Annotated in this window: 29 protein-coding genes; 7 read left to right on the forward strand and 22 right to left on the reverse strand. The window is 34.1% G+C overall.

Translation table 11 applies throughout. The features are described from left to right. Positions 1–11: 11 nt before the first annotated feature. Genes RD055328_RS06095 through RD055328_RS06105 form a run of 3 tightly spaced genes read right to left on the reverse strand, consistent with a single transcriptional unit; the run spans position 12 to position 1,751 of the window. Complete coding sequence (locus tag RD055328_RS06095; RefSeq protein ID WP_244087905.1) at positions 12–338, reverse strand: DUF805 domain-containing protein; 327 nt, start codon at positions 336–338, stop codon at positions 12–14. Between the two features lie 55 nt (positions 339–393). After that, positions 394–1,356: a ribose-phosphate pyrophosphokinase gene (locus tag RD055328_RS06100; RefSeq protein ID WP_244087906.1), complete on the reverse strand. Its 963-nt coding sequence runs from the start codon at positions 1,354–1,356 to the stop codon at positions 394–396. 17 nt (positions 1,357–1,373) lie between these two features. Continuing rightward, positions 1,374–1,751, reverse strand: coding sequence for a YueI family protein (locus RD055328_RS06105; protein WP_244087907.1), 378 nt, complete (start codon positions 1,749–1,751; stop codon positions 1,374–1,376). Between the two features lie 100 nt (positions 1,752–1,851). Here RD055328_RS06105 and RD055328_RS06110 point away from each other — a divergent pair, with 100 nt between their 5' ends. Further along, positions 1,852–2,088, forward strand: a complete 237-nt coding sequence (locus RD055328_RS06110) for a hypothetical protein (RefSeq protein ID WP_244087908.1) — start codon at positions 1,852–1,854, stop codon at positions 2,086–2,088. Positions 2,089–2,114: 26 nt separating this feature from the next. On the opposite strand, the gene RD055328_RS06115 is transcribed toward RD055328_RS06110, so the two are convergent. The 3 genes from RD055328_RS06115 to RD055328_RS06125 are packed head-to-tail and all read right to left on the reverse strand — an operon-like array spanning position 2,115 to position 4,064. Then, positions 2,115–2,891 (reverse strand): DUF4931 domain-containing protein, encoded by a 777-nt coding sequence (locus RD055328_RS06115; RefSeq protein ID WP_244087909.1) that lies wholly within the window; start codon positions 2,889–2,891, stop codon positions 2,115–2,117. 14 nt (positions 2,892–2,905) lie between these two features. Next, positions 2,906–3,283: an HTH domain-containing protein gene (locus RD055328_RS06120; protein WP_244087910.1), complete on the reverse strand. Its 378-nt coding sequence runs from the start codon at positions 3,281–3,283 to the stop codon at positions 2,906–2,908. Then, positions 3,273–4,064, reverse strand: a complete 792-nt coding sequence (locus RD055328_RS06125) for a glycosyltransferase family A protein (RefSeq protein WP_244087911.1) — start codon at positions 4,062–4,064, stop codon at positions 3,273–3,275. The genes RD055328_RS06120 and RD055328_RS06125 overlap by 11 nt, the downstream gene beginning before the upstream one ends. A 198-nt stretch (positions 4,065–4,262) precedes the next feature. On the opposite strand from RD055328_RS06125, the gene RD055328_RS06130 reads away from it, so the two are divergent. After that, the gene (locus tag RD055328_RS06130; RefSeq protein ID WP_244087912.1) at positions 4,263–6,221 is read left to right on the forward strand and encodes an ABC transporter ATP-binding protein/permease; all 1,959 of its coding nucleotides are present in this window, start codon (positions 4,263–4,265) and stop codon (positions 6,219–6,221) included. A gap of 55 nt (positions 6,222–6,276) precedes the next feature. Here the strand turns inward: RD055328_RS06130 and RD055328_RS06135 are convergent, their stop codons facing one another. The 12 genes from RD055328_RS06135 to RD055328_RS06190 form a co-directional block, all read right to left on the reverse strand. Continuing rightward, positions 6,277–7,812 (reverse strand): ClC family H(+)/Cl(-) exchange transporter, encoded by a 1,536-nt coding sequence (locus RD055328_RS06135; protein WP_244087913.1) that lies wholly within the window; start codon positions 7,810–7,812, stop codon positions 6,277–6,279. Between the two features lie 77 nt (positions 7,813–7,889). After that, positions 7,890–8,618 carry a glycerophosphodiester phosphodiesterase family protein gene (locus RD055328_RS06140; protein WP_244087914.1) on the reverse strand — a complete coding sequence of 243 codons (729 nt, stop codon included), beginning with the start codon at positions 8,616–8,618 and terminating at the stop codon, positions 7,890–7,892. 104 nt (positions 8,619–8,722) lie between these two features. After that, entirely contained in the window at positions 8,723–9,880 is a 1,158-nt protein-coding gene (gene nagA / locus RD055328_RS06145; RefSeq protein ID WP_244087915.1) for an N-acetylglucosamine-6-phosphate deacetylase, read from the reverse strand. A 110-nt stretch (positions 9,881–9,990) separates the two neighbouring features. Beyond that, positions 9,991–10,863 carry a PTS system mannose/fructose/sorbose family transporter subunit IID gene (locus tag RD055328_RS06150; protein WP_244087916.1) on the reverse strand — a complete coding sequence of 291 codons (873 nt, stop codon included), beginning with the start codon at positions 10,861–10,863 and terminating at the stop codon, positions 9,991–9,993. Beyond that, entirely contained in the window at positions 10,853–11,644 is a 792-nt protein-coding gene (gene agaW, locus RD055328_RS06155) for a PTS N-acetylgalactosamine transporter subunit IIC (RefSeq protein ID WP_244087917.1), read from the reverse strand. The genes RD055328_RS06150 and agaW overlap by 11 nt, the downstream gene beginning before the upstream one ends. Positions 11,645–11,670: 26 nt before the next feature. Then, positions 11,671–12,159, reverse strand: a complete 489-nt coding sequence (gene agaV, locus RD055328_RS06160; protein WP_244087918.1) for a PTS N-acetylgalactosamine transporter subunit IIB — start codon at positions 12,157–12,159, stop codon at positions 11,671–11,673. Positions 12,160–12,182: 23 nt separating this feature from the next. Beyond that, positions 12,183–13,358 carry an SIS domain-containing protein gene (locus tag RD055328_RS06165; RefSeq protein ID WP_244087919.1) on the reverse strand — a complete coding sequence of 392 codons (1,176 nt, stop codon included), beginning with the start codon at positions 13,356–13,358 and terminating at the stop codon, positions 12,183–12,185. Between the two features lie 9 nt (positions 13,359–13,367). Next, positions 13,368–13,793: a PTS galactosamine/N-acetylgalactosamine transporter subunit IIA gene (gene agaF, locus RD055328_RS06170; protein WP_244087920.1), complete on the reverse strand. Its 426-nt coding sequence runs from the start codon at positions 13,791–13,793 to the stop codon at positions 13,368–13,370. Positions 13,794–13,813: 20 nt separating this feature from the next. After that, positions 13,814–14,545 (reverse strand): GntR family transcriptional regulator, encoded by a 732-nt coding sequence (locus RD055328_RS06175; RefSeq protein ID WP_244087921.1) that lies wholly within the window; start codon positions 14,543–14,545, stop codon positions 13,814–13,816. A gap of 119 nt (positions 14,546–14,664) precedes the next feature. Then, positions 14,665–15,075: a hypothetical protein gene (locus RD055328_RS06180; protein ID WP_244087922.1), complete on the reverse strand. Its 411-nt coding sequence runs from the start codon at positions 15,073–15,075 to the stop codon at positions 14,665–14,667. A gap of 11 nt (positions 15,076–15,086) precedes the next feature. Beyond that, positions 15,087–16,145 (reverse strand): D-alanine--D-alanine ligase, encoded by a 1,059-nt coding sequence (locus RD055328_RS06185; protein ID WP_244087923.1) that lies wholly within the window; start codon positions 16,143–16,145, stop codon positions 15,087–15,089. Positions 16,146–16,278: 133 nt separating this feature from the next. Next, entirely contained in the window at positions 16,279–17,589 is a 1,311-nt protein-coding gene (locus RD055328_RS06190; RefSeq protein WP_244087924.1) for an NCS2 family permease, read from the reverse strand. A gap of 202 nt (positions 17,590–17,791) precedes the next feature. Between RD055328_RS06190 and RD055328_RS06195 the strand changes: the two genes are divergently transcribed. Beyond that, positions 17,792–18,739, forward strand: a complete 948-nt coding sequence (locus RD055328_RS06195) for a DUF1002 domain-containing protein (RefSeq protein ID WP_375708069.1) — start codon at positions 17,792–17,794, stop codon at positions 18,737–18,739. 29 nt (positions 18,740–18,768) lie between these two features. On the opposite strand, the gene RD055328_RS06200 is transcribed toward RD055328_RS06195, so the two are convergent. Beyond that, a complete protein-coding gene (locus RD055328_RS06200; protein WP_244087925.1) occupies positions 18,769–19,416 on the reverse strand; it encodes a ribonuclease H family protein in 648 nt (215 codons plus the stop codon). Between the two features lie 66 nt (positions 19,417–19,482). On the opposite strand from RD055328_RS06200, the gene RD055328_RS06205 reads away from it, so the two are divergent. The 4 genes from RD055328_RS06205 to cls all read left to right on the forward strand — a co-directional run bounded on the left by RD055328_RS06205 (position 19,483) and on the right by cls (position 22,960). Next, positions 19,483–20,265, forward strand: coding sequence for an alpha/beta hydrolase (locus RD055328_RS06205; protein WP_244087926.1), 783 nt, complete (start codon positions 19,483–19,485; stop codon positions 20,263–20,265). Between the two features lie 16 nt (positions 20,266–20,281). Beyond that, a complete protein-coding gene (locus RD055328_RS06210; RefSeq protein WP_244087927.1) occupies positions 20,282–20,707 on the forward strand; it encodes a hypothetical protein in 426 nt (141 codons plus the stop codon). Between the two features lie 22 nt (positions 20,708–20,729). Further along, positions 20,730–21,428 (forward strand): zinc metallopeptidase, encoded by a 699-nt coding sequence (locus RD055328_RS06215; RefSeq protein WP_244087928.1) that lies wholly within the window; start codon positions 20,730–20,732, stop codon positions 21,426–21,428. Positions 21,429–21,490: 62 nt separating this feature from the next. Then, positions 21,491–22,960, forward strand: a complete 1,470-nt coding sequence (gene cls / locus RD055328_RS06220; protein WP_244087929.1) for a cardiolipin synthase — start codon at positions 21,491–21,493, stop codon at positions 22,958–22,960. 35 nt (positions 22,961–22,995) lie between these two features. Here cls and RD055328_RS06225 read toward each other — a convergent pair whose 3' ends face one another. From RD055328_RS06225 to RD055328_RS06235, 3 genes are read right to left on the reverse strand one after another with little or no spacing between them, the layout of a single operon-like run. Further along, positions 22,996–23,955: an ABC transporter permease gene (locus RD055328_RS06225; RefSeq protein WP_244087930.1), complete on the reverse strand. Its 960-nt coding sequence runs from the start codon at positions 23,953–23,955 to the stop codon at positions 22,996–22,998. Continuing rightward, positions 23,955–25,016, reverse strand: a complete 1,062-nt coding sequence (locus RD055328_RS06230; protein ID WP_244087931.1) for an ABC transporter permease — start codon at positions 25,014–25,016, stop codon at positions 23,955–23,957. The genes RD055328_RS06225 and RD055328_RS06230 overlap by 1 nt, the downstream gene beginning before the upstream one ends. Continuing rightward, positions 25,009–26,514, reverse strand: coding sequence for an ABC transporter ATP-binding protein (locus RD055328_RS06235; RefSeq protein ID WP_375708074.1), 1,506 nt, complete (start codon positions 26,512–26,514; stop codon positions 25,009–25,011). The genes RD055328_RS06230 and RD055328_RS06235 overlap by 8 nt, the downstream gene beginning before the upstream one ends. Positions 26,515–26,538 lie beyond the last annotated feature (24 nt).

Raw genomic sequence — 26,538 nt, forward strand, 5'->3', positions numbered from 1 at the left:
CAGGTTTTTTTTTATTTGGATAATACAATATCTGAACTCGGTAGGCAGAACAGAATGATAACCGCTATATTTCCAAATACCGGAATTAGTCCAAGGAAGATTAAGTACCAAGGATATCCCGCATCAGTTATTCGTTTCGCCCCAGCCGCATAAAGCAGATATTTCATGAATAATATAAATATTACATGTGAAATAATAAATGTATTACTTTTTACATTAATCCCACTAAAAAACACCCCACAAAGAAAAGCTATAACAATCAGAACATAAATCAAAAATGTTAGCCAGAATGCCGTTCTTGTTAGCTTCCCGAAAAAAGAAAAAATATTTTGTTTCATATCATCTACCCTCCTATCAATTCTAAAAAAAACAACTTCTAAAGAAGTTGTTTTTTTACTCAACAATATCGACATCATCTCTCATAGTGAATAGATAATGTGTTGATTCACATTTTTCAATTGAATTAATTGCATCACCAAACATTGGTGCAACTGATAATTTAACTAACTTATCAAAATCTTTGTCATCATCAACTACAACAGAGTCAGTTACAACAATCTCTTCAATAATAGAATCATTTAATCGTTTAGCTGCATCTCCTGAGAAAATTGCGTGAGTGGCAGCGGCATATATTGTACTTGCACCAGCAACGTTTAATGCACGTGCAGTATTTATTAAACGTGTTCCTGTATCAATCAAATCATCCATAATGATACATACTTTACCTTCAACATTACCAACAATATCAGGCACGTTAGTTTTTGAGTCTTTACGTTGATCAATAATAGCGATTTGTGAATCAAATACTTCTGCTAATTCACGAGCTCTTTTACTTGAAGAATGACTAGGAGCCACTACTACTACGTCAGAGTTAGCTTCCTTATCATGGAAATATCTTTCGAATAGTGGCATTGCTTTCAAATGATCTACAGGCATATCGAAGAATCCTTGGATTTGTTCAGCATGCATATCCATCGTGATTACACGATCAATTTCAGTCATTTCAATTAAGTTAGCAAACAACTTCGCCGTAATTGGTTCACGTGAACGCGATTTGCGATCCGCTCTTGTATATGAGAAATATGGAAGAACCGCAGCGACTGAATTTGCACTTGCACGTTTCAAACAGTCGATAGCAATCAATAATTCCATCCAATTAGTATTAACAGGTTCTGCGACTGAATCTAGTAAATAGACATTGCAGCCTCGAACACTTTCATTCAAATTGATGCTGATTTCACCATCTGAGAAATGACTAATTGTACAATCTAACAGAGGCATTCCCATATATTCAGCAATTCGCTTTGATAATTCAGAATTTCCATTTAAAGACATTAACTTCATTTTAGTTGGCATTGTCTAATCTTCTCTCCTTATAAAACAACCGGTCTATCAACTGGTGAATTTTCATCAGCAATAACCAATCCCATTTCGTTATCATTATTGTCTTTTTGAACTCTTACAGATTCTTTAGCTATAATTGTAAACTTGAATCCTCTAGCTGCTGCTAATGATATGTAGACACCTAACGTTGATTGTCCCATATCGCCATTTATATACATGTGGTAATCCGGATGATCAGCCATTACTTTGTCTACTATTGCCTTATTATCCGGGTTAATAGCTTCAATCATAGTTAAAGCTATTGCAACACGTTCTTGAAAATTACCAAGATATTTATTTTTTTCATCGGGTTTTAATTGGGGTTTACCAAAAACATTATCCTTTAAATACTTCTCTAGTTCTTCCATAGATACCTCAAATCAAAATTAATATCTATATTATACAAAATATTGGTGTTATATACACCCTAAGAAGTATAATTAAGAAAATAAGTTAGGGAGTGATAATATGTCAGAAAAAGTGTTCTTTAATCCAGGTGATCAGATTGCTAATACTCACGATTTCGGGGAAGCTATGCGTAGTGCTCAAATATACAAAGCTAAGGACCCATTGGCATCTTCACTAATTATCGCTAAAGATGCCAAAAATAATAAGTCATTTTCAGTTTACTTCGAAAAAGATGCCACTAAAAAGAATACTGATGACGTCAGCGTCATAGAATATGATCTTGTAGATAGAATATAAGAATATAAAAAGAGCTAAGCGAACGCTTAGCTCTTTTTATTTATATAATTCTGTAATTCTTTAGTTAATTCAATAACTCTTTGATCACAATTAACTTGTGGAATCTTATATCCAACAAAGTATGGTGAATCATTATATCGGGGCACAATTTTGGCAACAATGTCGTTTTTATTCTGATAAAAGAATAAGTTATACGAATTACAACGACCATTTTGATAGTCATTAATAAAATATGATATTCCATTATTAATCCACTTAGAAAAGGTTGTCATTTTTGCTTTGTCATGTAGAATAATATTCAGTTCTACAAAGCCCATGATGGGATTATCTGAAATATTCATTGAAACACCTTTTTCAGATACAACATTAGTTCCTTCAAAGTTAAAGGACTCAATGTTTTTCATACAATCAATATTATCAAATCCCACTATTTGTAAATGTGGATGGTGTAATGATCCACCAGAGTATGGACCAAAATTTTTAAACATTGCTACACTTTTATATTTTTTGCTATCGATCATTTCTTGCCAAGCATCGATAGCAAACTCAACAATATCGTTAGCCTCATCATCGGAATAATTAGAAAAGTCCCCATCATGTTTATCAGATTCGATAACCACTGTCTGAAAAGTATTCTCTAAAGTCCGAAATTTATTCATCAGCCAAATCTTTGAGCCATCTATCTTCATGATATCTACTAATTCTTCCGTATTACAAAAAGGACAAGTAGTTATATTTCTTCTTTCAGAGACATCTCGAGGCTTATTCTTAGCTACTTTTGGATTAAATATTAGTTTATCCACGTTTATTCACCATCTTATTTCAATACGTAATATAAAGATGCCATGTAACTGTATATTCTTACCTTGCTGTCACGGTCGATTAGCTCATTGTTCATGAATTTCTTGAATTCAACTTCATCGACATCAGCATAATAATAAAGCTGCTCTTTAGTTAGCCCATATTTAGTTTGCAATTCTTCAATAACTTCTTCCAAACGGTCTTTTGGCGATTCAAACCCGAAACCATGTGCTAAACAAAAAACTTTTGGTTGAATTATTTCTGCTATCTTTTCATCTATATCTTGTTCATTAATGATGTCATTTATAATCGTTTCATCTGTTCCAATAGCTTTTGCTAGCGTATTAACAGTAAACCCTCGTTTTTCTAAAATTAATTCAACATCATTTTTCATCGTCAACATCCTTAATCTCAGGATCAATCTGATCCCCTATATTTTGTATTATTTGTTTATGAATTCGAAAATTTGCCACTCCAACATCTTTAATATTATTCAAGTCAAAGTATGCGTGACTAGCACTATTTTTCCGTTGTACATAATGATACAACGGATCTGAACTAAAATAAAATCTATCTGTAGCGCTAGTATATTGAACATTAAAAATAGCGTCTTCCATCAATCCTACATCAGTAGCAAATGTTAGTTCATTATTACGAATAACATCTAATTTATATGCTTTGTTCCAGGTATATCCCATCACAGTGCCATTAACACTAATAATTCGCTGTAGCATTTCATTTCGCTTAATTAGTTTGCCAGACTCTTTAATCAAACCTTTAGGCTTTGATGATTTTTCTGTTTCAATCATAAACCCACAAGCTGACAAGTCTAAGTCATATTTATTAAAAGTATCTACAAAATATTCTAGATAATTAGCTTCCACCCAATCATCACAATCAGCAAAAGTAATCAGTTCACTATTAGCTAACTTAATTCCAGTATTTCTTGCAGCTGAAACGCCTTGGTTAGTTGTATGTTTAACTAGTTTGAAGTTCTTATTGTTTTCAATGTACCTTTCACAAATCTCTACACTATTATCACTCGATTTATCGTCCACTAGAATCAGTTGGAAATCTTTGAATGTTTGTCTCTCAAATGAACTTAAGGCTTTTTCTAAATAATCAGCGGCATTAAAAACAGGTATAACCACTGTGATTTTATATTTATTATCCAATTGAATCACCTTTTATTTGTCAGATTTATCTCCTTAATTCTATCAGAAATTATCATCCATTGCATATTCCTGTTATTGCTTTATCTGTATGTGTTACGTTTATATTATTCAAATAATTAAAAATAATTAAAAATAATTTAGCCAATTCACTTCAAAAGTGTTATAACTGATAAATACCTTATAGGAGGATAAAAATTAATGGCTTTCTTACAATTAAAGAATATAAAAAAATCATTTTACCTAGGTAAAAAAGAATTTCCCGTATTAAAAGATATCTCTGTGAATTTTGAGCGTGGTGAATTCGTATCAATTTTAGGAGAATCAGGTGGTGGAAAAACCACCCTACTTAACATTATTGGTGGTCTCGATTCACAATACGAAGGTGACGTTTTATTAGATAACACTTCCGTAAAAAGTGGTTCAGAAAAAGGTCTTGATGCATATAGAAGCAAAACTATTGGTTTTATATTCCAAAGTTTTCACCTAATTAGTCATCTAACTATATTACAAAATGTGATGGTTCCTCTAGAAATGTCTAACCTATCACACTCAAAACGTGTAAAACGAGCTCAAGATCTGCTTAAACAAGTAGGCCTTGAAGAACATATGTCAAAACATCCCGGTCAGCTATCAGGTGGACAAAAGCAACGTGTAGCAATCGCCCGTGCGCTTGCTAACGATCCAGATATTATTATTGCTGATGAACCTACCGGAGCTCTAGACTCACAAAACACTGATGAAATATTAGACATCTTAAATGATATTTCTAAACAAGGAAAACTTGTAATTGCCGTAACTCATTCAGATAAAGTTGCTAACTATGGTACACGAGTTATTCATATTGTTGATGGTCAAGTGGATTCTGATACTCAATTGCGTGATAAAGCTCCTGATGTAGAGAAGAAAGTTTCAGATGCAAAAGTAACTCACTTAAGCTTCCGTAATACATTCTCAATGGCACTTAATCATATGCGTTATTACTTAGGTCGTAACTTATTAATTATTTTTGGTTCAATGATTGGTATTTTCTCGGTTATCTTCATGCTCGGTCTGGGTAATGGTGTCACTGGTTATATTACTAGCGAAATGAATAAAACAGTTAATCCAACTGCTATTCAAGTTACGAAGAATGTAACATCAAGCGATCCAACTGGTGCTGATATCGACCCTTCAGATATTAACATTACTGATAAAAACGAAAAAACTCTCAAAAAAATTGATAACGTAAATAGTGTTGAAGAAGGCTACTTTGTTCAAGGCGCTAAATTAGTCGCCAACGACAAATCAGCTCAAGAACAATTCTTCCAAACTTTTAATAAGACTATTAAAACTAACGATATTAAACAAGGAACAAAACCTGGTAAAAATGAAATATTAATTACCAAAGCTCAAGCTAAAAAGTTCAATAAAAAAGACTACAAGAGCATGATTGGTAAAAAAGTTAATCTATTTCTAACAACCACTAACGCTGATAAACAACCTGTTCAAGTTCAACGTGAATTGACAGTTTCTGGAATTATCAAATCAGGAACAAGTTCAATTAGTTACAATACTTTGAAATCAATGTTTACTGATCAAGGAATAAAAATCCAGCCTAACTTTGTGACTGTTAATGTTGATAAAACTCAAGATGTAAAAGCTGTACAAACTAAAATCAAGAATTATGAACACAAAGATGCTAAAGGCAAGACTGTAAAGACTTATCAAATTACTGGTGTAGGTGCAATTATTGATACGCTAAATACTTATCTACAATTAGCCTTCAACGTGTTAGCCGCAATTGCTGGGATTTCTCTATTGGTTTCTGCAATCATGATTATCGTTGTCTTATACATCAGTGTTTCTGAACGTACTAAAGAAATTGGTATCTTGCGTGCTATTGGTGCAAGAAGAAAAGATATCCGCAACTTATTCATATCAGAAGCCTTCTTATTAGGATTATTCTCAAGTATCTTAGCCGTAGGAGTTGCTTATCTTGTACAAATGGGTGCTAACAGTATATCTATGTCTGCTCTTAAGATGCCAATTATTGATATTACAACAGGAAATGCAATCTTTGGTATTCTTGTCAGTGTAATCATTTCATTGCTTGCAGCACTAGCTCCTTCTAGAAGAGCTGCTAAACTTGATCCTCGAGAAACACTAACAGACGAATAATTATTTACATTAATAAAAAAACACGAAATCTAAACGATTTCGTGTTTTTTTTATTCTACAAATCTGACATAGCTGTTAATGTTTTTTTAACCTGTGCTCGCTTCTTGCTATTAGTAAGAATAATTAGTGTATCACCAGGTCTAATTATCGTATCACCATTTGGAATAATATCTTCACTTCCATGTCTAATGTGTGATAACAACGTACCTTCAGGCCATTTAATTTCACGAACACGCTTTTGAGTAAAACAACTATTTTCATATACAGGAAATTCTAATTGATCAATTTTTCCTTTTAATGCATTAATTTTATTTATTGTAAGTCTCTTTTGTAATAATGATTCATAAATAGGTGCTCCACCTAAACTATCAACCGTAATATACGCAATTAATGAAACCATCGCTAAAGGCATTAAATGTGAAAGATTTCCCACCATTTCTGTAATCAAGATAATAGCTGAAAAAGGCGCCTTACCAATCCCTGCAAAGTATCCCGCCATTGAGAATATTAAAATACTTACAATATACTGCTTAGGTAACAGTCCTAATTCATAAAAACTAAGTCCTACTCCACTTCCAATTAATGCCCCAAGTGTCAAGACTGGTAAGAAGATCCCACCAGGCAACCCAGAACCATACGAAATAATTGAAAAGAAGAATCGAATAATGAATATTAAAAATACCAATAATACAGTAACTTTTTGTTGAGGTAAATTCAAAATCAAAGAATTACCACCACCCAAGAATTGCGGCATAAAATAACCAATTGGAATTAATAATATTAACGGAATAAATCCATAGAAATAATTAGGAATACGTCTGAATAATTTTGCATAAATATCCGGCATAACGATAGTTAGCTTCTGATATATATATCCCAGAATCCCTAGAACAATACCTAAGATTAATAATATCCAGTAATATTTCAATGGGAAATCCTGTGAATGATGAATACTAAGAACTGGCGTTAATCCGAAAAAGTTCGAAGAAATAAAATTAGCTGATAATGAACTGGCTAGTGCGCTAATCCATACTAATGGTGAAAAATTATGATAGACTTCTTCCAAAATAAATAATGCTCCAGCTAACGGCGCATTAAAAGCAGCCGACAAACCGGCAGCTGCGCCACTAGCAATTAATATTCTTTTTTCAGAAGGTCCAGATTTAATCCCTTGAGCCATACCTTGTCCAATAACTCCACCTAATTGAATTGATGGTCCTTCTCTACCAAGAAAAAGTCCAGATCCAATGCTTAAAACTCCTGCGATAAATTTTTTCCATAAAACAGAAAACCAATTAATCTCTACCTCACCCATAAGTTGACCTTCAACTTCGGGTATCCCGGATCCCTTGATATTTGGATCAGATTTAATCAGCAAGGAAGAAACAATTCCAATTACTGTAAGAACTATTATCATCAACCAAAAATACAAAATAGATTGATGCATTAGCTTAAAGATCTCAGTAATTTTATCCAGAATCAACTGAATCGACAATCGAAAAAGACTAACTACAAATCCCGTAATTAGTCCAATAATTGTTCCCTTAATAATAAATAAAATGTTCGTATTCTGAAGTGTTTTTTTATTCATACTTAATATTATAGTGCAAAAAATCATACTTGAAACATTAAATAGGTAAAATATCCATAAATATATAAAAGAGCTATTTAAAATTCTTGTGCAATATTAGTAAATATTCCATCAACACCCCAATCGAATAATTGCTCAGCTCGTTTCTTATCATTAACAGTCCAAACATTCACTTCATATCCTTGTTCTTTGAACTTATTAACTTGTTCTTTAGTAAGAGTTTTATTTTCTACGTTAATTACCTTAGCATTACAGGCTTGTAAATATAAATTCCAATCATCTTTTAGTGTTTCTTTATCAAATAAACAAGCGTACTTAAGATTTGGTTGATATTCTTGAAGCTTCAAAAGCATAATAGGATTGAAACTTGAAATCAGAATTTCTAAATCTGGATTTAGTCGATCAATCTCATCACTTAGTTTTCTAACTAGTACGTCAGCAAGATGATTAGAGTTCTTTGCCACAACACCTTTAATCTCAAGATTAACATTTAACTTGTTCTCATTAATTAAATCAATTGTCTCACTTAGACTTGGGACGTGCTCACCAATAAATTTAGAATCATACCATGATCCAGCATCTGCTTTTTTTACTTCTTCACTAGCAGTCTCTGTAATAGCACCTTTTAGACTAGTCGTGCGATCCAGATAGTCGTCATGCAGAATAAATAATTCTTCATTTTGTGTTATTGAAATATCTGTTTCTAACCAGTTAGTATTCGTATTATTAATTTCTTTAAAGGCAGCAATAGTATTTTCTGGTGCTAAACTTGGTACTCCTCGATGTGCATAAATAGTATGTTTCATTTTTTCCCTCTTCAACATTATTGTTTTTATTTTAGCATTAAGTATTAAAAATAAAAAAGACCTTAGGATACTTCATATCTAAGGTCTTTTATTATATTAACTTCTTATGCTTTATATCTTGAAACTCCGTCTAGGTATGTTTCTGATAATGTCATATCTTGATTTAATACGATGAAGTCGGCATCTCTTCCTGGTAAAATTGATCCACACTTATCGTTAACTTTACTACTCTTAGCAGCAACGTAACTAGCCATCATAATTGAATCTTCTGGAGTTACGATATTCCAGTCGACAACGTTTTTAATAGCATCGTTAAGTTTTAGAATACTTCCAGCTAATGAGTGAGGCTCTTCTTGTAAACGTGCAGTTCCATCTTTAACAACTACTGGGAATTCTCCTAATACATAGTCACCATCTGGCATCAATCCAGCACGCATACAGTCAGTTATTAGCGCAACGTGTTCTGGTCTTTTTGCTTCAATAAGTGATTTAGCAGCATATGGTTGAACATGGTGTCCATCACAAATTAATTCGTCATCTACAAGATTCATGCTCATAGCAGCACCAACCATCCCTGGTTCACGGTGACCAAATGCACTCATACCATTATATGTATGTGTGAACATTGTAGCTCCAGCTTCAACACAATCTTTAGCTTGTTCAAATGTAGCAGCTGAGTGTCCAAGAGCAACAACTGTACCGTCAGCAGTTACTTTGCGAGTAAATTCAACAGCCCCTTTACGTTCTGGAGCTAGAGAAATCTTCTTCAACATCCCTTTAGCACTTGCTTGCCATTGAGTATATTCATCAATACTTGGGTCTCTAAAGTATTTAGGATTTTGAGCACCCTTATGTTCTTCAGTATAGTAAGGTCCTTCAAAATGGATACCTTGAATTTTTGCACCTGTAGATTTTTGGTAATTGTCACCAACTGTCTTACAGATATCATTAAGTTGGTCAAAAGATGCAGTTAATGTTGTTGGAAGCCATGAAGTTACACCAGTCTTCAAAAGACCTTCTGCCATTTCATTTAGCTTATCCCAATCGTTATCCATAACATCATGGCCAAGAAGTCCATGGATATGAGTATCAACAAGTCCTGGAGCAATCCATTGATCTCCATATTCAACAATCTTTCCATCTGGTTTTTGGTTTTCTTTGAAGTAGTCGCCAAACTTGTTATCATCTGTGATTTCCAAGTAACCACCGTTTTCTGTAGCATTTTGCAAGAAGAACTTATTTGCATGAATAAAATATGACATTAAAATACCTCCAATATTTTCTATTAATATTATAACAATTTAAATAGGTCTATACCATAGTAATAGCCCTTAAAAATAAAAAAGCAGGTTCCCCCGCTTTTTTATCTGTCTTATGCCAATAGATTGAAGAATGCACCTACTAAACCAACAACAATTGTAATACCAATTAAAGCGATTGGTGAGCGACCCTTCTTCAACATCCAGTAACAGAAGAATGTATATAGAAGTGGTAATAGTTGAGGCATAATCTTATCAATTACCCCTGTTTGTAATGGAACTTTAACTTTACCAGCGTGAATAGTTACACCGAATTTGAATGCAACATATGTAGCAACTAAGGCACCAACAACTGTCAAACCAATGATTGAAGCTGCACGTGAAATTTTCTTTGTGTTTTCTTTCATTGAAGCAATAGCTTTTGTACCAGTATTGTAACCATAGTTCATTAGCCAGAATAGTAATCCAAAGTGAACTGCATTAAATAATGCTAAGAACAAGATTGGACCGGCAATGTTACCTTGCATTGAAAGTGATGCACCAATACCAGCTGTAATAGGTAATAGTGTTAGCCAGAACAAAGCATCACCAATTCCACCGAATGGTCCCATCAACGCAACTTTAATACCACGAATTGTTGAACGGTTTTCTTTGTTTTCTTCCATAGCAGTGATAACGCCTTGAATGAAAGTAACTAAGAATGGGTGAGTATTAAAGAATTGTAAATGATCAAGTAATGAGTTAGATAAGTCTTCTTTGTTAGTATGAATCTTCTTCAAGGCTGGTGTCATACTGTAAGCCCAACCACCACCTTGCATACGTTCGTAGTTAAATGATGATTGAAGCATCAATGAACGCCATACCATTTTGTGTAAGTCTTTTTTGTTAATTACTTTTTTAACTTCTGGATCTTTGTATGTATCAGGAATTGTATATCCTTCAGATTTTGTTGCTTCTACTTTTGTTTCTTCTTTTTTAGATACCATTACTATAATCCTCCTCTTCAGAGTCTGATGGTGCCGCTGCTGCAGTTTCAGGAGCAGATGGTGTTCCTGTCTTGAAGAAGTCATAAGCAGCTACTGAAGCACCAATAATTGCTACAGCAAGAATTGGAAGTTGTCCATAAGCTGCCATGATGAAACCACCGGCAAAGAATGGAGCATATTCGATCTTCCACATAATCTTAAGTAACATAGCAAAACCAACGGCTGGCATAATTCCACCAGCAAATTGTAATCCGTTTAGGATCCATTGTGGAACCCATTGAACAAATGCTTGAGCTTTGTCAGCACCAAAGTAAACTGGCAAGAATGCGATAATAAAGTAACCAATGAATAAAATAATAGGTTCAAGCCATGCCATACGATCTAAAGCTTTTGTATCTGCTTCTTCAGCTTTCTTATCCATTGTATGTGCAACTGGTGAAAATACTGTGAATAATAACGTAATAAGTCCTTGTACTGCAACAGCAAACGGAACGGCGATACCAACGGCAACAGTTGGTTTTACACCTGTTAAAATAGCGAATGCTGATCCAATAACACCACCGATAACAACATTAGGTGGTTGTGCTCCAGCAAGCGGAACCATACCTGCCCAAACTAATTCCAAAGTACCACCGACAATAAGTCCTGTTTGTAAATCTCCCAGGATTAATCCAATAACGGCACCCGTTACAATAGGTCTATGTACATGGGTTAAACCGTTAAACATATCGATACCGGCAATACCTGCCCAGATACCGACTAAAATAGCCTGTACTAACATTTCTCTTCCTCCTTATTATTGCTAAATTATGCTTTCTTCAACAATTCCATTAGATCTTTCTTTCCTTCATTAGGAATTCCTTGAACTTCAAGCTTAACTCCTAATTCGTGAAGTTTCTTGAATGTTGCAATGTCATCTTCATCTACTGAAACTGTCTCAGAAAGTTGTTTCTTACCTTCCGCAAAATGTAGATTACCCACATTTAACGTGTCTACTTTAACACCCCCTTCAATTAGTTTTAGAGCATCTTGCGGTGTTCTAATAACTAACAAAATATGTTGACTAGGTATTGATTTATCAATAACCTTGATAGTCTTCTCAATTGTGAAGAAACGGATTCCTGTAGTTTCAGGGATTACCATTTCCATCAAATTTTGTTGAACACTATCTTGGGCAACATCATCGTTAGCCACAACCACAAGGTTGGCGTTCAATGTGTTTACCCAAGTCATACCTACTTGTCCATGAACTAAACGATTATCAATACGTGCTAATAAAATATTTTCTTGTTGCATAATGATGCCTCCTATAAATTTTTTTATTTGGTGAACTCATGTAAGGTAACACCCTTAACAACACGGTTTACAGTTCCCGTAGCTGACGGAGTATCTGGTGTATTCTTAACTTTTAATGAACATTGAAGAGCAATTGTTTGACCGAACATGATATCTGGTAAGGCCATATACCCTTCTGGAATATCTAGTGAACCATTCTTAAAGAAGAAATTATTACCGGAATAATCATTATCTGATGAAATTCCGATTGCTGTAATATTCTTGGCAATTTGATCACCTTTCATTTCTTCTAAGACATCGACATCATACATACGTGTATAAGCGTCGTTGCTCAAGAAATCAAAGACAATTGTTTTTTCATTAACGAATGATTTTGGTCCATGACGGAATCCCATTGAAGAATCAAAGATTGTTGTTAATTGACCAGCTGTTAGTTCTAGAACTTTCAATTGTGCTTCGCGAGTTAACCCTGCTAAAGCTCCAGATCCAAGATAAGTAATACGATCGAAATCTAAATCCGTAATTTCTTGAATTTCTGATTCTCTTTGGATAACTTCATTACCCATTTTGATAATTTGGCTTACCCAGTTAGCTTTGTCTTCATCTGAACTTTGATCAAAGACAAGCATTGCTGTTAATGACATACATGAGAAACTTCCTGTCATTGCAAATCCTTTATCATTTGATAATGCTGGTTGCATCAATAGTAGATTGTCATTTTCAGTTTCAGCTTTTTTAGCTAATTGTCCTTCAGGTGCACAAGTAATTGTAATTTGAGTTAGGTTCTTAACAATTTGTTCTGCACGTTCAACTGTAGCTACACTTTCAGGACTATTTCCAGATCTTGCAAATGAAACAAGGATAGTTGGTTCGTTTTCTTTTAAATAATCTAGTGGACTAGAAACGATGTTTGTTGTCGCAATTGATTCAAAAGTGAAATTAGCAATATCTCCTGTACGGTTCAAATATGGTGTAATTGTGTCACCAACATATTGTGATGTACCTGCTCCAACAAAAATTACACGAATTTTCTCACCATTTGCTTTAGCTTTAACATCATTCAAGAATTCAGTTATTTCTGACTTCTTGCTCTTATAAGTATCAAAAGCTTCTTGCCAAAGTTTTGGTTGTTGTTGAATTTCTCTTGTTGTAATAACTGCCCCTAATTTTTCTAATTCTGCATCTGTATTTTTAAACAATCTTTTCACCTATATTCCTTCATCATTATTTGTTGCTTCTTGTTTTTTCTTCATTTGGAATTTTGTAATTCCATTTTTTCCGTTTTCTATTGAGCTTTCAACGAATTGATCAACTGACATTTCTCGGTTGAATAGTCCTTCCATAATTAATGGAGCATTAACTCCAGCAATTACTCCAATATTATCGTTGTCAGCCTTAATCATTGCTGCTTGGTTGAATGGTGTTCCACCTGCTAAGTCAGTTAAGAATACAATTCCTTCATCAGCATTTAATTCTTCCATTGCTGAGATAAAAGCCTCATATAATTCTTCTGATGTCATTCCTTTAGCAAAATCAATTGTTTTGAATTTTTCTTGAGGTCCGGCTACCAACTCAATATCACTACCGACACCTGTCGCAAAATTACCATGTCCTGTCAAAATTATTCCTAACATAACTAACTATCAACCCTTCATTATTTATTTCCTTGGTAGTACTGTCTGATGTGATAAGTGAACTTGTCTGCTCTAGCAATACTCAATGTGAATTCGACGATTCGGCTATCTGTATCAGAAGTTAAGCGTTCAATTCGCAAACTAGGCGAACCAACTGGAATATCTAATAATTTGTTATTATCTGCATTTGCTAATGTTGCTGTACAAGTTTCATCTGCTGAAAAGATCTTGATATCAAAGTCTTCCGTGAAAACATCATATAAGCTGCGATGCTCAATGCGTTTCAATGACAAATCATCAAATATTTCTTTGTTCAGATAAGTTCTCTCGACAATCATCGGCTCTCCATCTGCATATCGAATACGTTTCAACTCATAAATTGGAGCCCCAACTTCAATTCGTAACATCTTAGCTTGATACTCTTTAGCAGCTTTTTCTTTCAAGAACAAAATTTTGGTCTTAGTTTGAATCCCCATTTCTTTCATTCGTTCAGAAAAACTAAAAGTATTCGCTAAGTTAGTTACATTTTGTGGCCGATAAGAAACAAACGTTCCTCTACCATGTTGTCGATAAACATATCCCAAAACCTCTAACTCTTCGAGTGCGTTCCTAACAGTTGTTCGACTGACTTTGTATTGTTGAACAAGTTCTCTTTCAGAAGGCAACTTCTCATTTGGGCTTAGTTTTGAAATAACTTTGTATCTCAAAACGTCTATCAGCCCTTGTGATAACGTTTCGCTTTTCTCTTTCACATCTCACCTCACGAACTGGTTACTACCAATTTCGTTTAAAGTGTACAATGAAACCGCTTTCTTGTCAAACGATAACTAAGAAAATAAAAGATGCCGCCATAAATGGCGACATCTCAATGTTATTTAACTAAATTCAATTTGTTTTCTTCTATAAATTCTTTAAAGGCTTTTGTGTCAGCGTGGCTCAATATAACACCATAAGTCCTATCCATCATTGTTAATGGTTCAGAATTCTCTTTGAAATCGAAGCGATTCTTGGTGCGATAAATATACAAATCTTCGTAAGGAATTTTTTTAACTTTTTTAACATCTTTAAAAATAGTTAAACTATGTTTATGAACACCGATGAAACCTGTTCCACCGCGCCCAACATAATATTTAATATAACGACCGCGTTCAGCTTTTTCAATTGAACGTTTCTTCTTGAAGTAGCCATTAAGCCATATCCACTGTACAGATATCAACAAAACAAGCGCAATCATTAAAATAACTATTAATGTTGTTGTTAAACCATTCCCCGATTCTTGCATTTTTTACCTCTTTATTTGTTATTTTCATACCAAGCTAACTTACTATTGATGATCATTTCACATAAATCAGCATAGTCAACGCCGTCAGCCGCAGCTTCTCGTGGCAATAATGATAGTGGTGTCATACCTGGAAGTGAATTAGCTTCAATTACGTATGCCCCTTTATCATTAAGTAAGACATCTACTCGACCGTAGTTAACCATTCCTAATGCTTCAAAGGTCTTCAATGCAAGATCTTGCATTTGCTTGTGAATAGCTGGATCTAAGTTTTCTGGCGGTGTAATGAAATGTGTTACGTTATTTTCAATGAACTTGTGTTCAAAATCATACCAACCTGTGTCAACAACAATTTCAACAGCCGGAAAAACTCGTTGATCGATTAGGCCAATTGAAAATTCACGACCTTCGATGAATTCTTCTATTAATGCTTCACCGTCAAACTTCAGTGCTTCTTGAACAGAAGACTTAAGTTCTGATTCATCGCGAACTATGCTTGTACCAACTGATGAACCACCGTTAGCTGGTTTTACAACCATTGGAAAGTCGAATTCTAAATCAGAAGACTTAATCTCGCTGTTTTTTGTTGCGAAATATTTAGCTGTTAGAATATTGTTTTGGAAGAAGATTTCTTTTGAGAATTTCTTATCCATTGCAAGTCCTGAAGCCAATGTACCTGACCCAGTATATTTAACCTCATTCAAGTCTAGCATGGCTTGAACTTTACCATTTTCACCGTCTTCACCATGAAGACCCATGTATACGATATCTGCTGCTTGGCAGACGCGCATTACATTCTTACCAAATAAACCACGAGTTCCATCAGTTCTTAAAGCATTAATCTTTTCAGTAGTTAATACTTCGTCACTGATAATTAATTTACTTTCATCTTCAGGATCAGTTGTGAATAGTGCATCAACTTCAGCATCACTATTTGCATCAACTCCTAAAAATGAATCAACATAAGCAACCTTATGCCCTTTACTTCTTAGTGCGTTTGTAATTCTCGCACCTGATGACAATGAGACGTTTCTTTCAGTACTACGTCCACCTGATAAAACAACGATTTTCATGGGTATTATCCTCCTGCAAATCCATTTTTTAATATACGTGTTTTCCTAGAACCTTAACTTTACCATAATTTCTAAATTATATGCATCATGACGTAACCAAAACTTAAAAAAAACGTCATTAGACGTTTTTTGTTTATTTATTAGTTATATAGAAGAAGAAAATAAAAATCAAAGCTAGTATATACATTAATGGATGAATTTCCTTACCACGTTTAGCTGTAATCATAGTAATTGGATAGAAGATAAATCCGATAGCAATACCATCAGAGATACTATAAGTTAATGGCATTGTTACTAATGTCATAAATGCTGGAATTGCGATTTCTAATTTGTCCCAATCGATTTCTTTTAATGATGTGGCCATCAATACTCCAACAACAATTAATGCTGGAGCTGTAACATTACTTGTAATAATTGATAGTAATGGTGAAAAGAAGAGACTTAATAAGAAGAAAATAGCTACAATTACTGAAGTAAATCCAGAACGACCACCAACAGCTATTCCGGCAGAAGCTTCTACATAAGCTGATGTTGGTGAAGTACCAAGAACTGATCCTACCAACATTGATGTTGAATCGGCGGCTAACGCACGTCCTGCTCTTGGTAATTCATTATCTTTCATGAATCCACCTTGTTGAGCTAATGCTACCAATGTACCCGCTGTATCAAAGAAGGTAACCATCAAGAAAGTTAAAACGACCATTACCATTTGAATACTATTAAAATCACCAATATGTTGAGGAGCCACCATAAAAGTAGACTTAATACTTGGGACACTAGCAACAATACCTTGCGGTAAAGCAATTAGCTTTGTAACTAGTCCTAAAATAGTTGTTAGTACCATTCCGATAAATACGGCACCAGGGATTTTTTTAACCATTAAAATTGCTGTAACAACGATTCCAAAAATTGTTAACCAAGTAGTTCCTATACTTAATGAACCCATCCCTACCAAAGTAGATTCATTAGCAACAATGATTCCACCTTCTTGTAAACCTAAGAATGCGATAAATAGTCCAATCCCTGCAGCAATTGCTAGCTTCATATCTTTAGGAATGGCATTAATAATTGCTTCACGAATTTTAAAAATTGTAATAATAATAAATATAATAGATGCTAAAAATACTCCAGCTAATGCAGTCTTCCAAGATACTCCCATACCAATAACTACTGTATAAGTGAAGAAAGCATTAATTCCTAAACCGGGAGCAACTGTAAATGGATACTTAGCTACCAATCCCATAATTAGACAACCTAATGCAGAAGTTAGCGCAGTTGCTGTAAAAATAGCTCCCTTACTCATGCCTGCTGCACCCAAAACATTAGGATTAACAAATAATATATAAGCCATTGAAACAAATGTAGTGATTCCTGCCAAAGTTTCAGTTCTAAAATTTGTTTTTAATTCATCAAAATTAAAATATTGTTCGATTTTGTCGATCATTGATTAAATCCCCTTCAAAATAGTTCGTATTTTTAAGAACATATTCAATATTAAATCACTATGAATGACAATTCAAGAACAAACACCTATTTTATTCAAATTAATGTTCGTGTTTTGTTAAAAATGTTAGTTTAAAAAAAGTTAAACTTTGTTATTTTCTTATTAAAATGTTGTATCTTATATAAACGGAGGATTTAAAATTATGAATAAAAATAAATTAATCACACTATTACTGACAACCGCTACTATGTTTGTCAGCGCGGTTTCAATTAATGGTGTTGCCAAAGCCGATACTTGGGAACAACCAGTTATGACACTTGGTACATCCCTAACAGATTCGCAAAAACAAGGAACTATCGACGTTCTTTCAAGTAAATTGAGTAATAACAACTATAAACAAATCACCGTTAATGGTGATATCTTAGTTAAATATCTGAACCCTTCAGGTTCAAACTTCACAACAACATCTGGAGCATGGTCTTCTGCTTTAATTGAGAAGACGAGTTCAGGATCAGGTATTAACGTTGAAATTCTTGATTACAATAATCATAATAACATCACTACTATTACTGAAGATCAATACAAAAACGCTGCTTTAACTGCCGGGATTTCTGATGCTAATATTTATGTAACATCTGCTACACCAATAGATGGTTCTGGAGCATTAGCAGGAATATATGCTGCGTATTCACAAAATGGTGATGCTTTAAACCAAGATCAAGTTTCAGCCGCTCAAGATGAAATGAATACATTGAGCAACATTACAGAAGCAAATAAAAACAAAGATGGTTATACTGATGAACAGTTAAATAATGCCATGGCCGGCGCTAAGAGTGATATGGCTGAAAAAGGATCAGAAGTTACTGTTAATGAAATTACGAATATCGTTAATAACCAAATTTCTGATAACAATTTAGAGAACACTGTAACTAATACTCAAAAACAACAACTTGTTAAAGTACTTGTTTCAATCCGTGATTCAGGTGCGCTTGATAACAATAGTTTCAAGAGCCAAGCTGATAAATTAGGAAATAACATCAAGAAGTCAGCTAGTGATATCTTTAATAAAATAAACACTGAGAGTAATCGTAATTTCTTCCAAAAAATATGGGATGGAATAGTAAATTTCTTCTCTAGTCTACTTAAATAAAAAAGAAGCCACATTGGCTTCTTTTTTATTTACATTTTATCCATTGTCATATTTAACATTTCGTCAACTAAGTTATTCCCTGCGTTTTCAGCATGACCTTTGGTCCACGTTATTTGTAATTTGTTAAAGTCAGCTAATAGTTTATCTAATTGAACCCACAATTCTTTGTTAGCAGGTTCTTGTCCATCAGCTTTTTTCCAGCCACGTTTCTTCCAACCTTGTAACCAACCTAACGTTATAGCATTAATAACATATTTGGAATCAGAAATTAAAGATATTTCTTCGTTTTGTTTACTTAAAGCTTGCAACTTCTCAAGTGCCTTGATAAAAGCTGTAATCTCCATTTTATTGTTGGTTACTCCGTATTCTCCGGCTGAATCACCAACTTGTTTCCCGTGGTCTAAAATCACATAAGCCCATGCTGCTTTATCATGACTATTTACATGTCCACCTTTAACATTACCTGTATTTCTAGAACCACCGTCAGTATAAACAACGATTGCATCTTTTGAGACTTTGACTTCCTTCATTCCTGAATTCATAAACTCTTCAGCCTCAGCTTGCGAGGTGAATCCTTTATAAACTGCACCAGAAAATCCGGTTACTTGTGCCTTTGCTTCAGGCCAATTAGTATAAATCCCTGGTTTCTTACCTTTTTTTATCGCATAAAACTTCATATTATTTCACCTCAATTAGATAGAAGTATTATAATATAGTAATCATAAAATAAACAGGAATGAAAATTGACTAAAAAAAATCATCTTACATCCATCCCTCAGCATGAAAAACATTTAAGTGACGCCCAAGTGCCCACTTTATTTGTTCATGGCTTCCGTGGTGGAGATTATACTACTGAAAAGATGGTTCTTGCTTCATTAGCGCATACGGATGCTAATGATTTTCTTAAGGCTACTATTGATGGTATTGGTCGCATTACATATGAGGGTACTTGGACAGCTAACAAATATCCATTAGTCCAAATAGTTTTTAAAGAGAAATGGACTGGCGCTCATTTCATGGCTTATTGGATTGTTAAAGTCCTTAAAGACTTATCAAAAAATTTCGAATTTGAAAAATACTATGCTGTTGGACATTCTTTGGGCGCCGTTGCGCTTGTACTAGCTGAAATTAATGCCCATTCAAAAAATTATCTTCCAAAGATTGATAAATTAGTATTAGTCGCTGGTCCTTTTTCAGGAGTTATTGGTCTTGGAGATTTACCTAATGTTAATCGAATAAACAGTAATGGTCGTCCAACTTTTACAAGCCCAACTTTTATTCAATTACGACTAACTAAGAACCGTTTCCCCAAAAATGTTGATGTAATTAATATTTTTGGAAACGTTAATGATTTCTCCAATTCCGATAAGTACGTCTCGGTCACTTCTGCTCGGTCAATTTCTTATATATTAAAAGATCATGTACGTTCATATGAAGAAGTTGAGATTATTGGCAATAACGGTGAACATTCTCAAATGCACGATGACACAAGAATACTTGATGCAATGGTAAGATTCTTGTTCTAATTTAAGGGGAAATATAATGTCAAAATATGCTTATTTAAGGCCTTTAGTTACACCAAATTTCATATTTGATTTCCCTTCTCAATTTGAAATAAAAAAAATAAATGAATTTATTTCTGGTAACTACAATCAAACCGTTAAAATTGCCAACCAGAACATGCAGGCCATTATGAGCGGTTCACAATTAATTTGGTATATTCAATCAAAAAACAACAACCAAATAGTCGGCAAGTTAAATTTAACCTTTACTAATCAAGAACTAAATACTGCTGATATTGAATGTTTTTTAAGTGAAGAACTAACTGATTCCCAGATACTTGAAATCAGTCAAAGAGTTGTTCACATTTGTACTACTAATCTGGAGCTTAAAGATATAAATATTATTAACAGTCTGAACAAAATCACTTGCCAAGAGTTAAAAAACCACTATAATATTGGGCAATAACAATTAATAATGAGGTAAATGAATGTATCCAATGATGGGATTTTTTGATCCAACGTATATTCTTGTAATTATCGGTATTGCGATTGCTGGAATTGCTCAAATGAATGTTACTAATACCTTTAGTAAATACGACAAAGTAGGAAGTAAAAACAACATTACTGCTGCTGATGCTGCTGAAAAGATAATGACTAATGCTGGCATTAACGACATCAGAGTAGAACATATTGCTGGTCACTTAACTGACAACTATAATCCAGGCAACAAAACCTTGAATCTATCTGACGCGTCATTTCAATCAACATCTGTTGCGGCTATTGGTGTGGCTGCTCATGAAGCGGGACATGCTATTCAAGATAACAAAGGCTATTTACCAATGCGTTTGCGTTCAGCCTTTGTTCCACTAGTTAACTTTGGTTCAACTGCTTCATTTCCATTAATACTTCTTGGAATGTTTTTAGGTATGAACCGCACGCTTATTCAAATAGGTGTATATGCATTTGCCTTAGTTGTAATTTTCCAAATTATTACATTACCAGTTGAATTCAACGCTTCAATGAGAGCGGTTCGCATTCTTTCTGACAGTGGAATGCTTCGCCAAGAAGAAATACCCGCAGTTAAAAAAGTCTTAACAGCTGCCGCCCTAACATATGTTGCTGCTGTATTATCAACTGCATTACAGTTTTTAAGACTTCTTATATTATTTGGAAATCGACGCGACTAGCTTTTTCAAAATCAAAACAGTAAACTAATTATATTAGTTTACTGTTTTTTTGAGGAAATTTTATGACAATCAATTCTATCGTTTTAATCGCAATCATTATTATTTTATTAGCCAATACAATCGGTGCTATCATCACTGTTTTCCATAGGCCTCGAAGTATTTCTTCTATACTTTCTTGGTTGTTGGTCTTATTCTTCTTTCCTGTTGTAGGTTTTTTATTCTATGCCTTTTTTGGACGTGGATTAGCCGAAGAAAAGTTATTTACAATTTCTAGCCAGGATCACGTTGGTCTTAATAGTCTAAAAAGTATCATCTTAAAGAATAATAAGAACTACGAATCTCGTATTCCCGATGACACATCTAATAATTGTAAAAAAGTAATCAACTACTTCGATAGAAGTGAAGATTCTCCATTAACTAGACATAATGGTGTTAAGTTGTTTACAGATGGCGATGAAAAATTTAACGCATTATTTGAAGATATAAAAAATGCTACTGAATCAATTCATATCGAATATTATTCTATCTTTAACGACAATATCGGAAACAAGCTATTAACATTGCTGGCACAAAAAGCTGAAGAAGGTGTTGAAGTTAAAGTTCTTTATGATTCATGGGGTTCCGCCAAAACTCGTGGTATTTGGTTTAGAAAATTCGAAAAAAGCGGCGTTAAAGTACTTCCATTCATTACAGGACGTAACGTCATCGCTAAGGCACGATTAAATTATCACCTCCATAGAAAAATTGTCGTTATTGACGGTATCTACGGTTGGATTGGCGGTTTCAACGTCGGCGATCAATACCTAGGAGAATCCAAAAAATTTGGATATTGGCGTGATACACATGCTAGGATTCATGGTTCAGCAGCATTCCTAATGCAAGAACGATTCATCATGGATTGGAACGCATCCGTTAGAAACGTTAGAGATCAAATTAATTTTGAATCTAAATATTTCCCAGAAAATAAAATCCCTTATGATCTAAATACTCGTACTCAAATTATTGGTGACGGACCTGACCGTAATGAAGAAGTTCTTAAGGGCGGATTCATCAGTATGATCTTAAATGCTAAGAAGCATATTTACATCCAAACACCTTATTTAGTTCCTGATGATTCTATGATGGATGCTCTAAAAATTGCCGCAAGATCAGGAGTACAAATAGAAATTATGATTCCGGATATGCCTGATCATGCTTTCATCTATCGAGCAACACAATATTACGCAAACTACTTAACAGGTTATGGTATCAAGGTATATAACTATCACAAAGGATTCTTACATGCCAAGACAGCTGTCTTCGATGATCAAATAGGTGTCGTTGGTTCTATGAACCACGACTTTAGAAGTTACAGTTTAAACTTCGAGGCCAATGCATATTTCTATAATTCAAATATTGCTGGCCAATTAAGAACAATTTTTAATGAAGATATCAAACACTCAACTTTAATTACTGAAGAGACAATTGCTCAACAGAGCCATTGGTTAAGCTTCAAACAATACTTCTCAAGATTATTAAGCCCTATTTTATAGAACCAAAAAAGCTACAAGCAATTGCTTGTAGCTTTTTATTTAGCCGGAATATACGTTTCTCCATCAGCAGCTGGCGCTACTGCTTTACCAAAGAACAGCGTTAATACAACAATAGTGATTACATAAGGTGCAATTTGGAACCAAATAGTATCTACATTGGCAAATAATGGTAAGTATCCACTAATGATTGGTAAACTTTGGGCAAGCCCAAAGAATATCGCGGCTAAAGTGGCCCCAATTGGATTCCACTTACCAAAAATCATTGCTGCCAAAGCCATAAATCCTTGACCAGCAATTGTAGTAGCACTGAAATTTAGAGTAATAGATTGTGCCATTATCGCTCCACCAATACCACCTAAAAGACCAGAGATAACAACCCCTGAATATCGATAGCCTTGAACACTGATTCCTAAAGTTTCAGCGGCATGAGGATTCTCACCTACAGATCTAAGTCTTAAGCCGAACTTAGTTTTATACAAAACATACCAACAAATAATACCTATAACGATGGCTAGATAGGCAACTAATGATGTCTTTGTGAAAAACATCTTTCCGATTATTGGAATATCTGCCAATACCGGAAATGTATAACTTCCTATACTCTGATTAATAACAGGTGTTTGCCCTTTGCCCGAAAATATTATTCGTGTTAAGAACACACATAGTGCCGGTGCTAATAAATTAATTACTGTCCCACTGATAATGTGGTTAGCTCGTAAACTAACAGTAGCCACACCATGTATCAAGGAGAATATTGCTCCAATAATCCCACCGATTAATAAAGCAATCCAAGGTGTAATACTACCAAAAATCGATGAACATTTAAGGGTGAAAACAACACTACTGAATGCCCCAACAATCATAATCCCTTCTAATCCAACATTAATTATTCCACCACGTTCTGAAAATGTTCCGCCAAGAGCTGTCAGAATTAAAGGCGCAGAATAAATTAGTGTAGTTGAAAATACCGTAACTAAAATTACTGAGATATCCATTAGTTTGTCTCCTTTCTTTTAAGTATGAACTCAAAGAGATACTTCACTCCAACAAAGAAAATAATTGAAGAAATCACAATATTAACTATTTCTGGCGGTGTATCAGAATATACCGAAATACTAAGACCACCTACTTGTAAGGAAGAAAATAAAATTGACGCAAAAATTATTCCTATGGGATTTTGATTAGCAAGTAATGATACTGCCATCCCATTAAATCCAATATCAGGCAAAACAGTAGATACAGAAATATTTTGATAGTTACCTAACCCATCAACTGCACCACCGATTCCTGCGAGTAATCCGGATAACAACATGGAAATGATAATAACTTTTTTTGTGCTGATTCCTGAATAACGTGCTGCTTCTTCGTTAATACCAACAGATTTAATTTCAAATCCTTGTTTCATTTTGTTCAAATATAAGTACATTAGAAACGCCATTACTAATGCAATTACAAACCCCCAATGAAATGTCGAGTTATTAGTTAACCCTTCTAACATTGGTGAACGTAGACTTGCTTTAGGAAGAATATTAGGTGATGCATCTGAATTATGTTCGGCTAAATATTTCTTAACTGCAAAGTTAACAAAATAAAATGCGACATAATTCATCATAATTGTAGTTATAACTTCACTTGTACCAAAATATGCTTTTAATAATCCTGCAATTCCCGAATACACCGCTCCAAAGATTGCTCCAGTTAGTATTGAGCCGATAATTAATACTGGCCCTGGTAAAAATGAGAACTTCAATGCAAAAGTAATCGCACCCATCCACCCTAATAGTAATTGACCGGATCCGCCAACATTAAACATGCCAGCTTTACTAGCTACAGAAAAACCTAGAGCTGTTAAAATCAACGGCGTTGCATTTCTCAGCGTTTCGCCAAATGAATATATATCACCAAATGATCCTCTGAATAGATTTAAATAGTTCTCTGTTGGGGAATAACCAAAAATCAACATGATAATTCCACCAACTATAAATCCTGCAATTACAGCCAAAAATGACAACACAACTATTCTATTAATACGTAATTTAGTTAAAATATTATTCATTATTTTCACCTGCCATTAGTAATCCTAGTTCTTCACTTGTGGTTTCTGTTGGATTAACCTCTCCAACGATTTTTCCATCACTCATAACTAGAATTCGATCAGACAATTTCAAAATTTCATCTAATTCAAAACTAATAAGTAAAACTCCACAACCAGAATTTCTTTGTTCAATTATTTGTTCATGGATATACTCACTAGCACCAATATCCACCCCACGAGTGGGGTTAACGGCTACTAATAACTTCGGATGATTAGCCACTTCTCGAGCAACGACAACTTTTTGTTGATTCCCTCCAGATAGATCTTCAACAAGTGTCTTTTCTGAGCGAGTCCTTATATCAAATTGCGAGATTAGTTTTTTAGCATATGAATTTATCGCATTATTATTTAGCCACCCAAAACTACTGAACTGTGGTTGATAAAATGTTTTGAGAGCTAAGTTATTTGCAACTGTAAACGGTAAAACTAACCCTGTTTTTTGTCGATCTTCAGGAATAAACCCAAAGCCTAATTCATTAATCTCACGAATGCTCTTTGATTTTACTTTTGAACCGACAATTTCAATATCGCCTTTGTTAAACTTCTTAAGTCCAGAAATGAACTCTACTAACTCGTTTTGGCCATTACCGTCAACACCAGCAATACCGACAATTTCACCAGCTGCAACTTGTAAGCTAACTAAATCTTGATGCTTACGAAGTGCTAATTCTTTAATATTCAACACATTGTTCCCATAATCATGATCCACTTTTTTTGTTTCTTCCATGATTTTATGGCCAATCATCGCTTCAGCTAACTGCTCTTCACTGGTATTTTGTACATCAACTATATCAATGATTTTACCAGCCCGAATTACTGCACAACGGTCGGCAGTTTGTTTAATCTCTTTTAGCTTGTGAGTAATGAAGATGATTGATTTTCCTTCATCACATAATTTTTTAAAGATGACTAACAATTCATCAATTTCTTGTGGAGTTAAAGCCGCTGTTGGCTCATCAAAAATGATAACGTTAGCTTTTCGATATAGAGCCTTAATAATTTCAACACGTTGTTGCATCCCAACCGAGATATTCTCAACTTTTTCTTTTAAAGAAATATTCAAATTATATTTTTCAATGATTTCTTCAACTTCTTTTGTGGCTTTTTTATAATCAATTCGCCCACGAACTATTGGTTCACTTCCAAGAATAATATTTTCTAATACTGTAAAAACTGGGACTTGCATGAAATGCTGATATACCATACCAATACCTAAGTCATTAGAAACTCTTGGATTTTGAATCTGTACTTTTTGTCCATGAACTTTAATTATTCCAGATGTTGGACGATTAATTCCGGATAACATGCCCATTAATGTTGATTTACCCGCACCATTTTCACCCAATAGCGCTAATATTTCACCACGATACAGATCCAGAGTAATCTTGTCATTTGCAACAAAATCACCAAATTTTTTAGTGATATTTTTTATCTCAATTACTTTTTCTTCCATACTCATCTCCACTGATAAAAAAGGATGAAG

Origin of the sequence: Companilactobacillus sp. RD055328, assembly GCF_022835675.1 — a bacterium.
Lineage (GTDB): Bacteria > Bacillota > Bacilli > Lactobacillales > Lactobacillaceae > BQUT01.

Bases quoted from the DNA above. Each gene is read 5' to 3' on its own strand.
- RD055328_RS06095 (WP_244087905.1), bottom strand. From the start codon at position 338: ATGAAACAAAATATTTTTTCTTTTTTCGGGAAGCTAACAAGAACGGCA.
- RD055328_RS06100 (WP_244087906.1), bottom strand. From the start codon at position 1,356: ATGCCAACTAAAATGAAGTTAATGTCTTTAAATGGAAATTCTGAATTA.
- RD055328_RS06105 (WP_244087907.1), bottom strand. From the start codon at position 1,751: ATGGAAGAACTAGAGAAGTATTTAAAGGATAATGTTTTTGGTAAACCC.
- RD055328_RS06110 (WP_244087908.1), top strand. From the start codon at position 1,852: ATGTCAGAAAAAGTGTTCTTTAATCCAGGTGATCAGATTGCTAATACT.
- RD055328_RS06120 (WP_244087910.1), bottom strand. From the start codon at position 3,283: ATGAAAAATGATGTTGAATTAATTTTAGAAAAACGAGGGTTTACTGTT.
- RD055328_RS06130 (WP_244087912.1), top strand. From the start codon at position 4,263: ATGGCTTTCTTACAATTAAAGAATATAAAAAAATCATTTTACCTAGGT.
- RD055328_RS06135 (WP_244087913.1), bottom strand. From the start codon at position 7,812: ATGAATAAAAAAACACTTCAGAATACGAACATTTTATTTATTATTAAG.
- RD055328_RS06140 (WP_244087914.1), bottom strand. From the start codon at position 8,618: ATGAAACATACTATTTATGCACATCGAGGAGTACCAAGTTTAGCACCA.
- nagA (WP_244087915.1), bottom strand. From the start codon at position 9,880: ATGTCATATTTTATTCATGCAAATAAGTTCTTCTTGCAAAATGCTACA.
- RD055328_RS06150 (WP_244087916.1), bottom strand. From the start codon at position 10,863: ATGGTATCTAAAAAAGAAGAAACAAAAGTAGAAGCAACAAAATCTGAA.
- agaW (WP_244087917.1), bottom strand. From the start codon at position 11,644: ATGTTAGTACAGGCTATTTTAGTCGGTATCTGGGCAGGTATTGCCGGT.
- agaV (WP_244087918.1), bottom strand. From the start codon at position 12,159: ATGCAACAAGAAAATATTTTATTAGCACGTATTGATAATCGTTTAGTT.
- agaF (WP_244087920.1), bottom strand. From the start codon at position 13,793: ATGTTAGGAATAATTTTGACAGGACATGGTAATTTTGCGACAGGTGTC.
- RD055328_RS06180 (WP_244087922.1), bottom strand. From the start codon at position 15,075: ATGCAAGAATCGGGGAATGGTTTAACAACAACATTAATAGTTATTTTA.
- RD055328_RS06185 (WP_244087923.1), bottom strand. From the start codon at position 16,145: ATGAAAATCGTTGTTTTATCAGGTGGACGTAGTACTGAAAGAAACGTC.
- RD055328_RS06190 (WP_244087924.1), bottom strand. From the start codon at position 17,589: ATGATCGACAAAATCGAACAATATTTTAATTTTGATGAATTAAAAACA.
- RD055328_RS06195 (WP_375708069.1), top strand. From the start codon at position 17,792: ATGAATAAAAATAAATTAATCACACTATTACTGACAACCGCTACTATG.
- RD055328_RS06200 (WP_244087925.1), bottom strand. From the start codon at position 19,416: ATGAAGTTTTATGCGATAAAAAAAGGTAAGAAACCAGGGATTTATACT.
- RD055328_RS06210 (WP_244087927.1), top strand. From the start codon at position 20,282: ATGTCAAAATATGCTTATTTAAGGCCTTTAGTTACACCAAATTTCATA.
- RD055328_RS06215 (WP_244087928.1), top strand. From the start codon at position 20,730: ATGTATCCAATGATGGGATTTTTTGATCCAACGTATATTCTTGTAATT.
- cls (WP_244087929.1), top strand. From the start codon at position 21,491: ATGACAATCAATTCTATCGTTTTAATCGCAATCATTATTATTTTATTA.
- RD055328_RS06225 (WP_244087930.1), bottom strand. From the start codon at position 23,955: ATGGATATCTCAGTAATTTTAGTTACGGTATTTTCAACTACACTAATT.
- RD055328_RS06230 (WP_244087931.1), bottom strand. From the start codon at position 25,016: ATGAATAATATTTTAACTAAATTACGTATTAATAGAATAGTTGTGTTG.
- RD055328_RS06235 (WP_375708074.1), bottom strand. From the start codon at position 26,514: ATGAGTATGGAAGAAAAAGTAATTGAGATAAAAAATATCACTAAAAAA.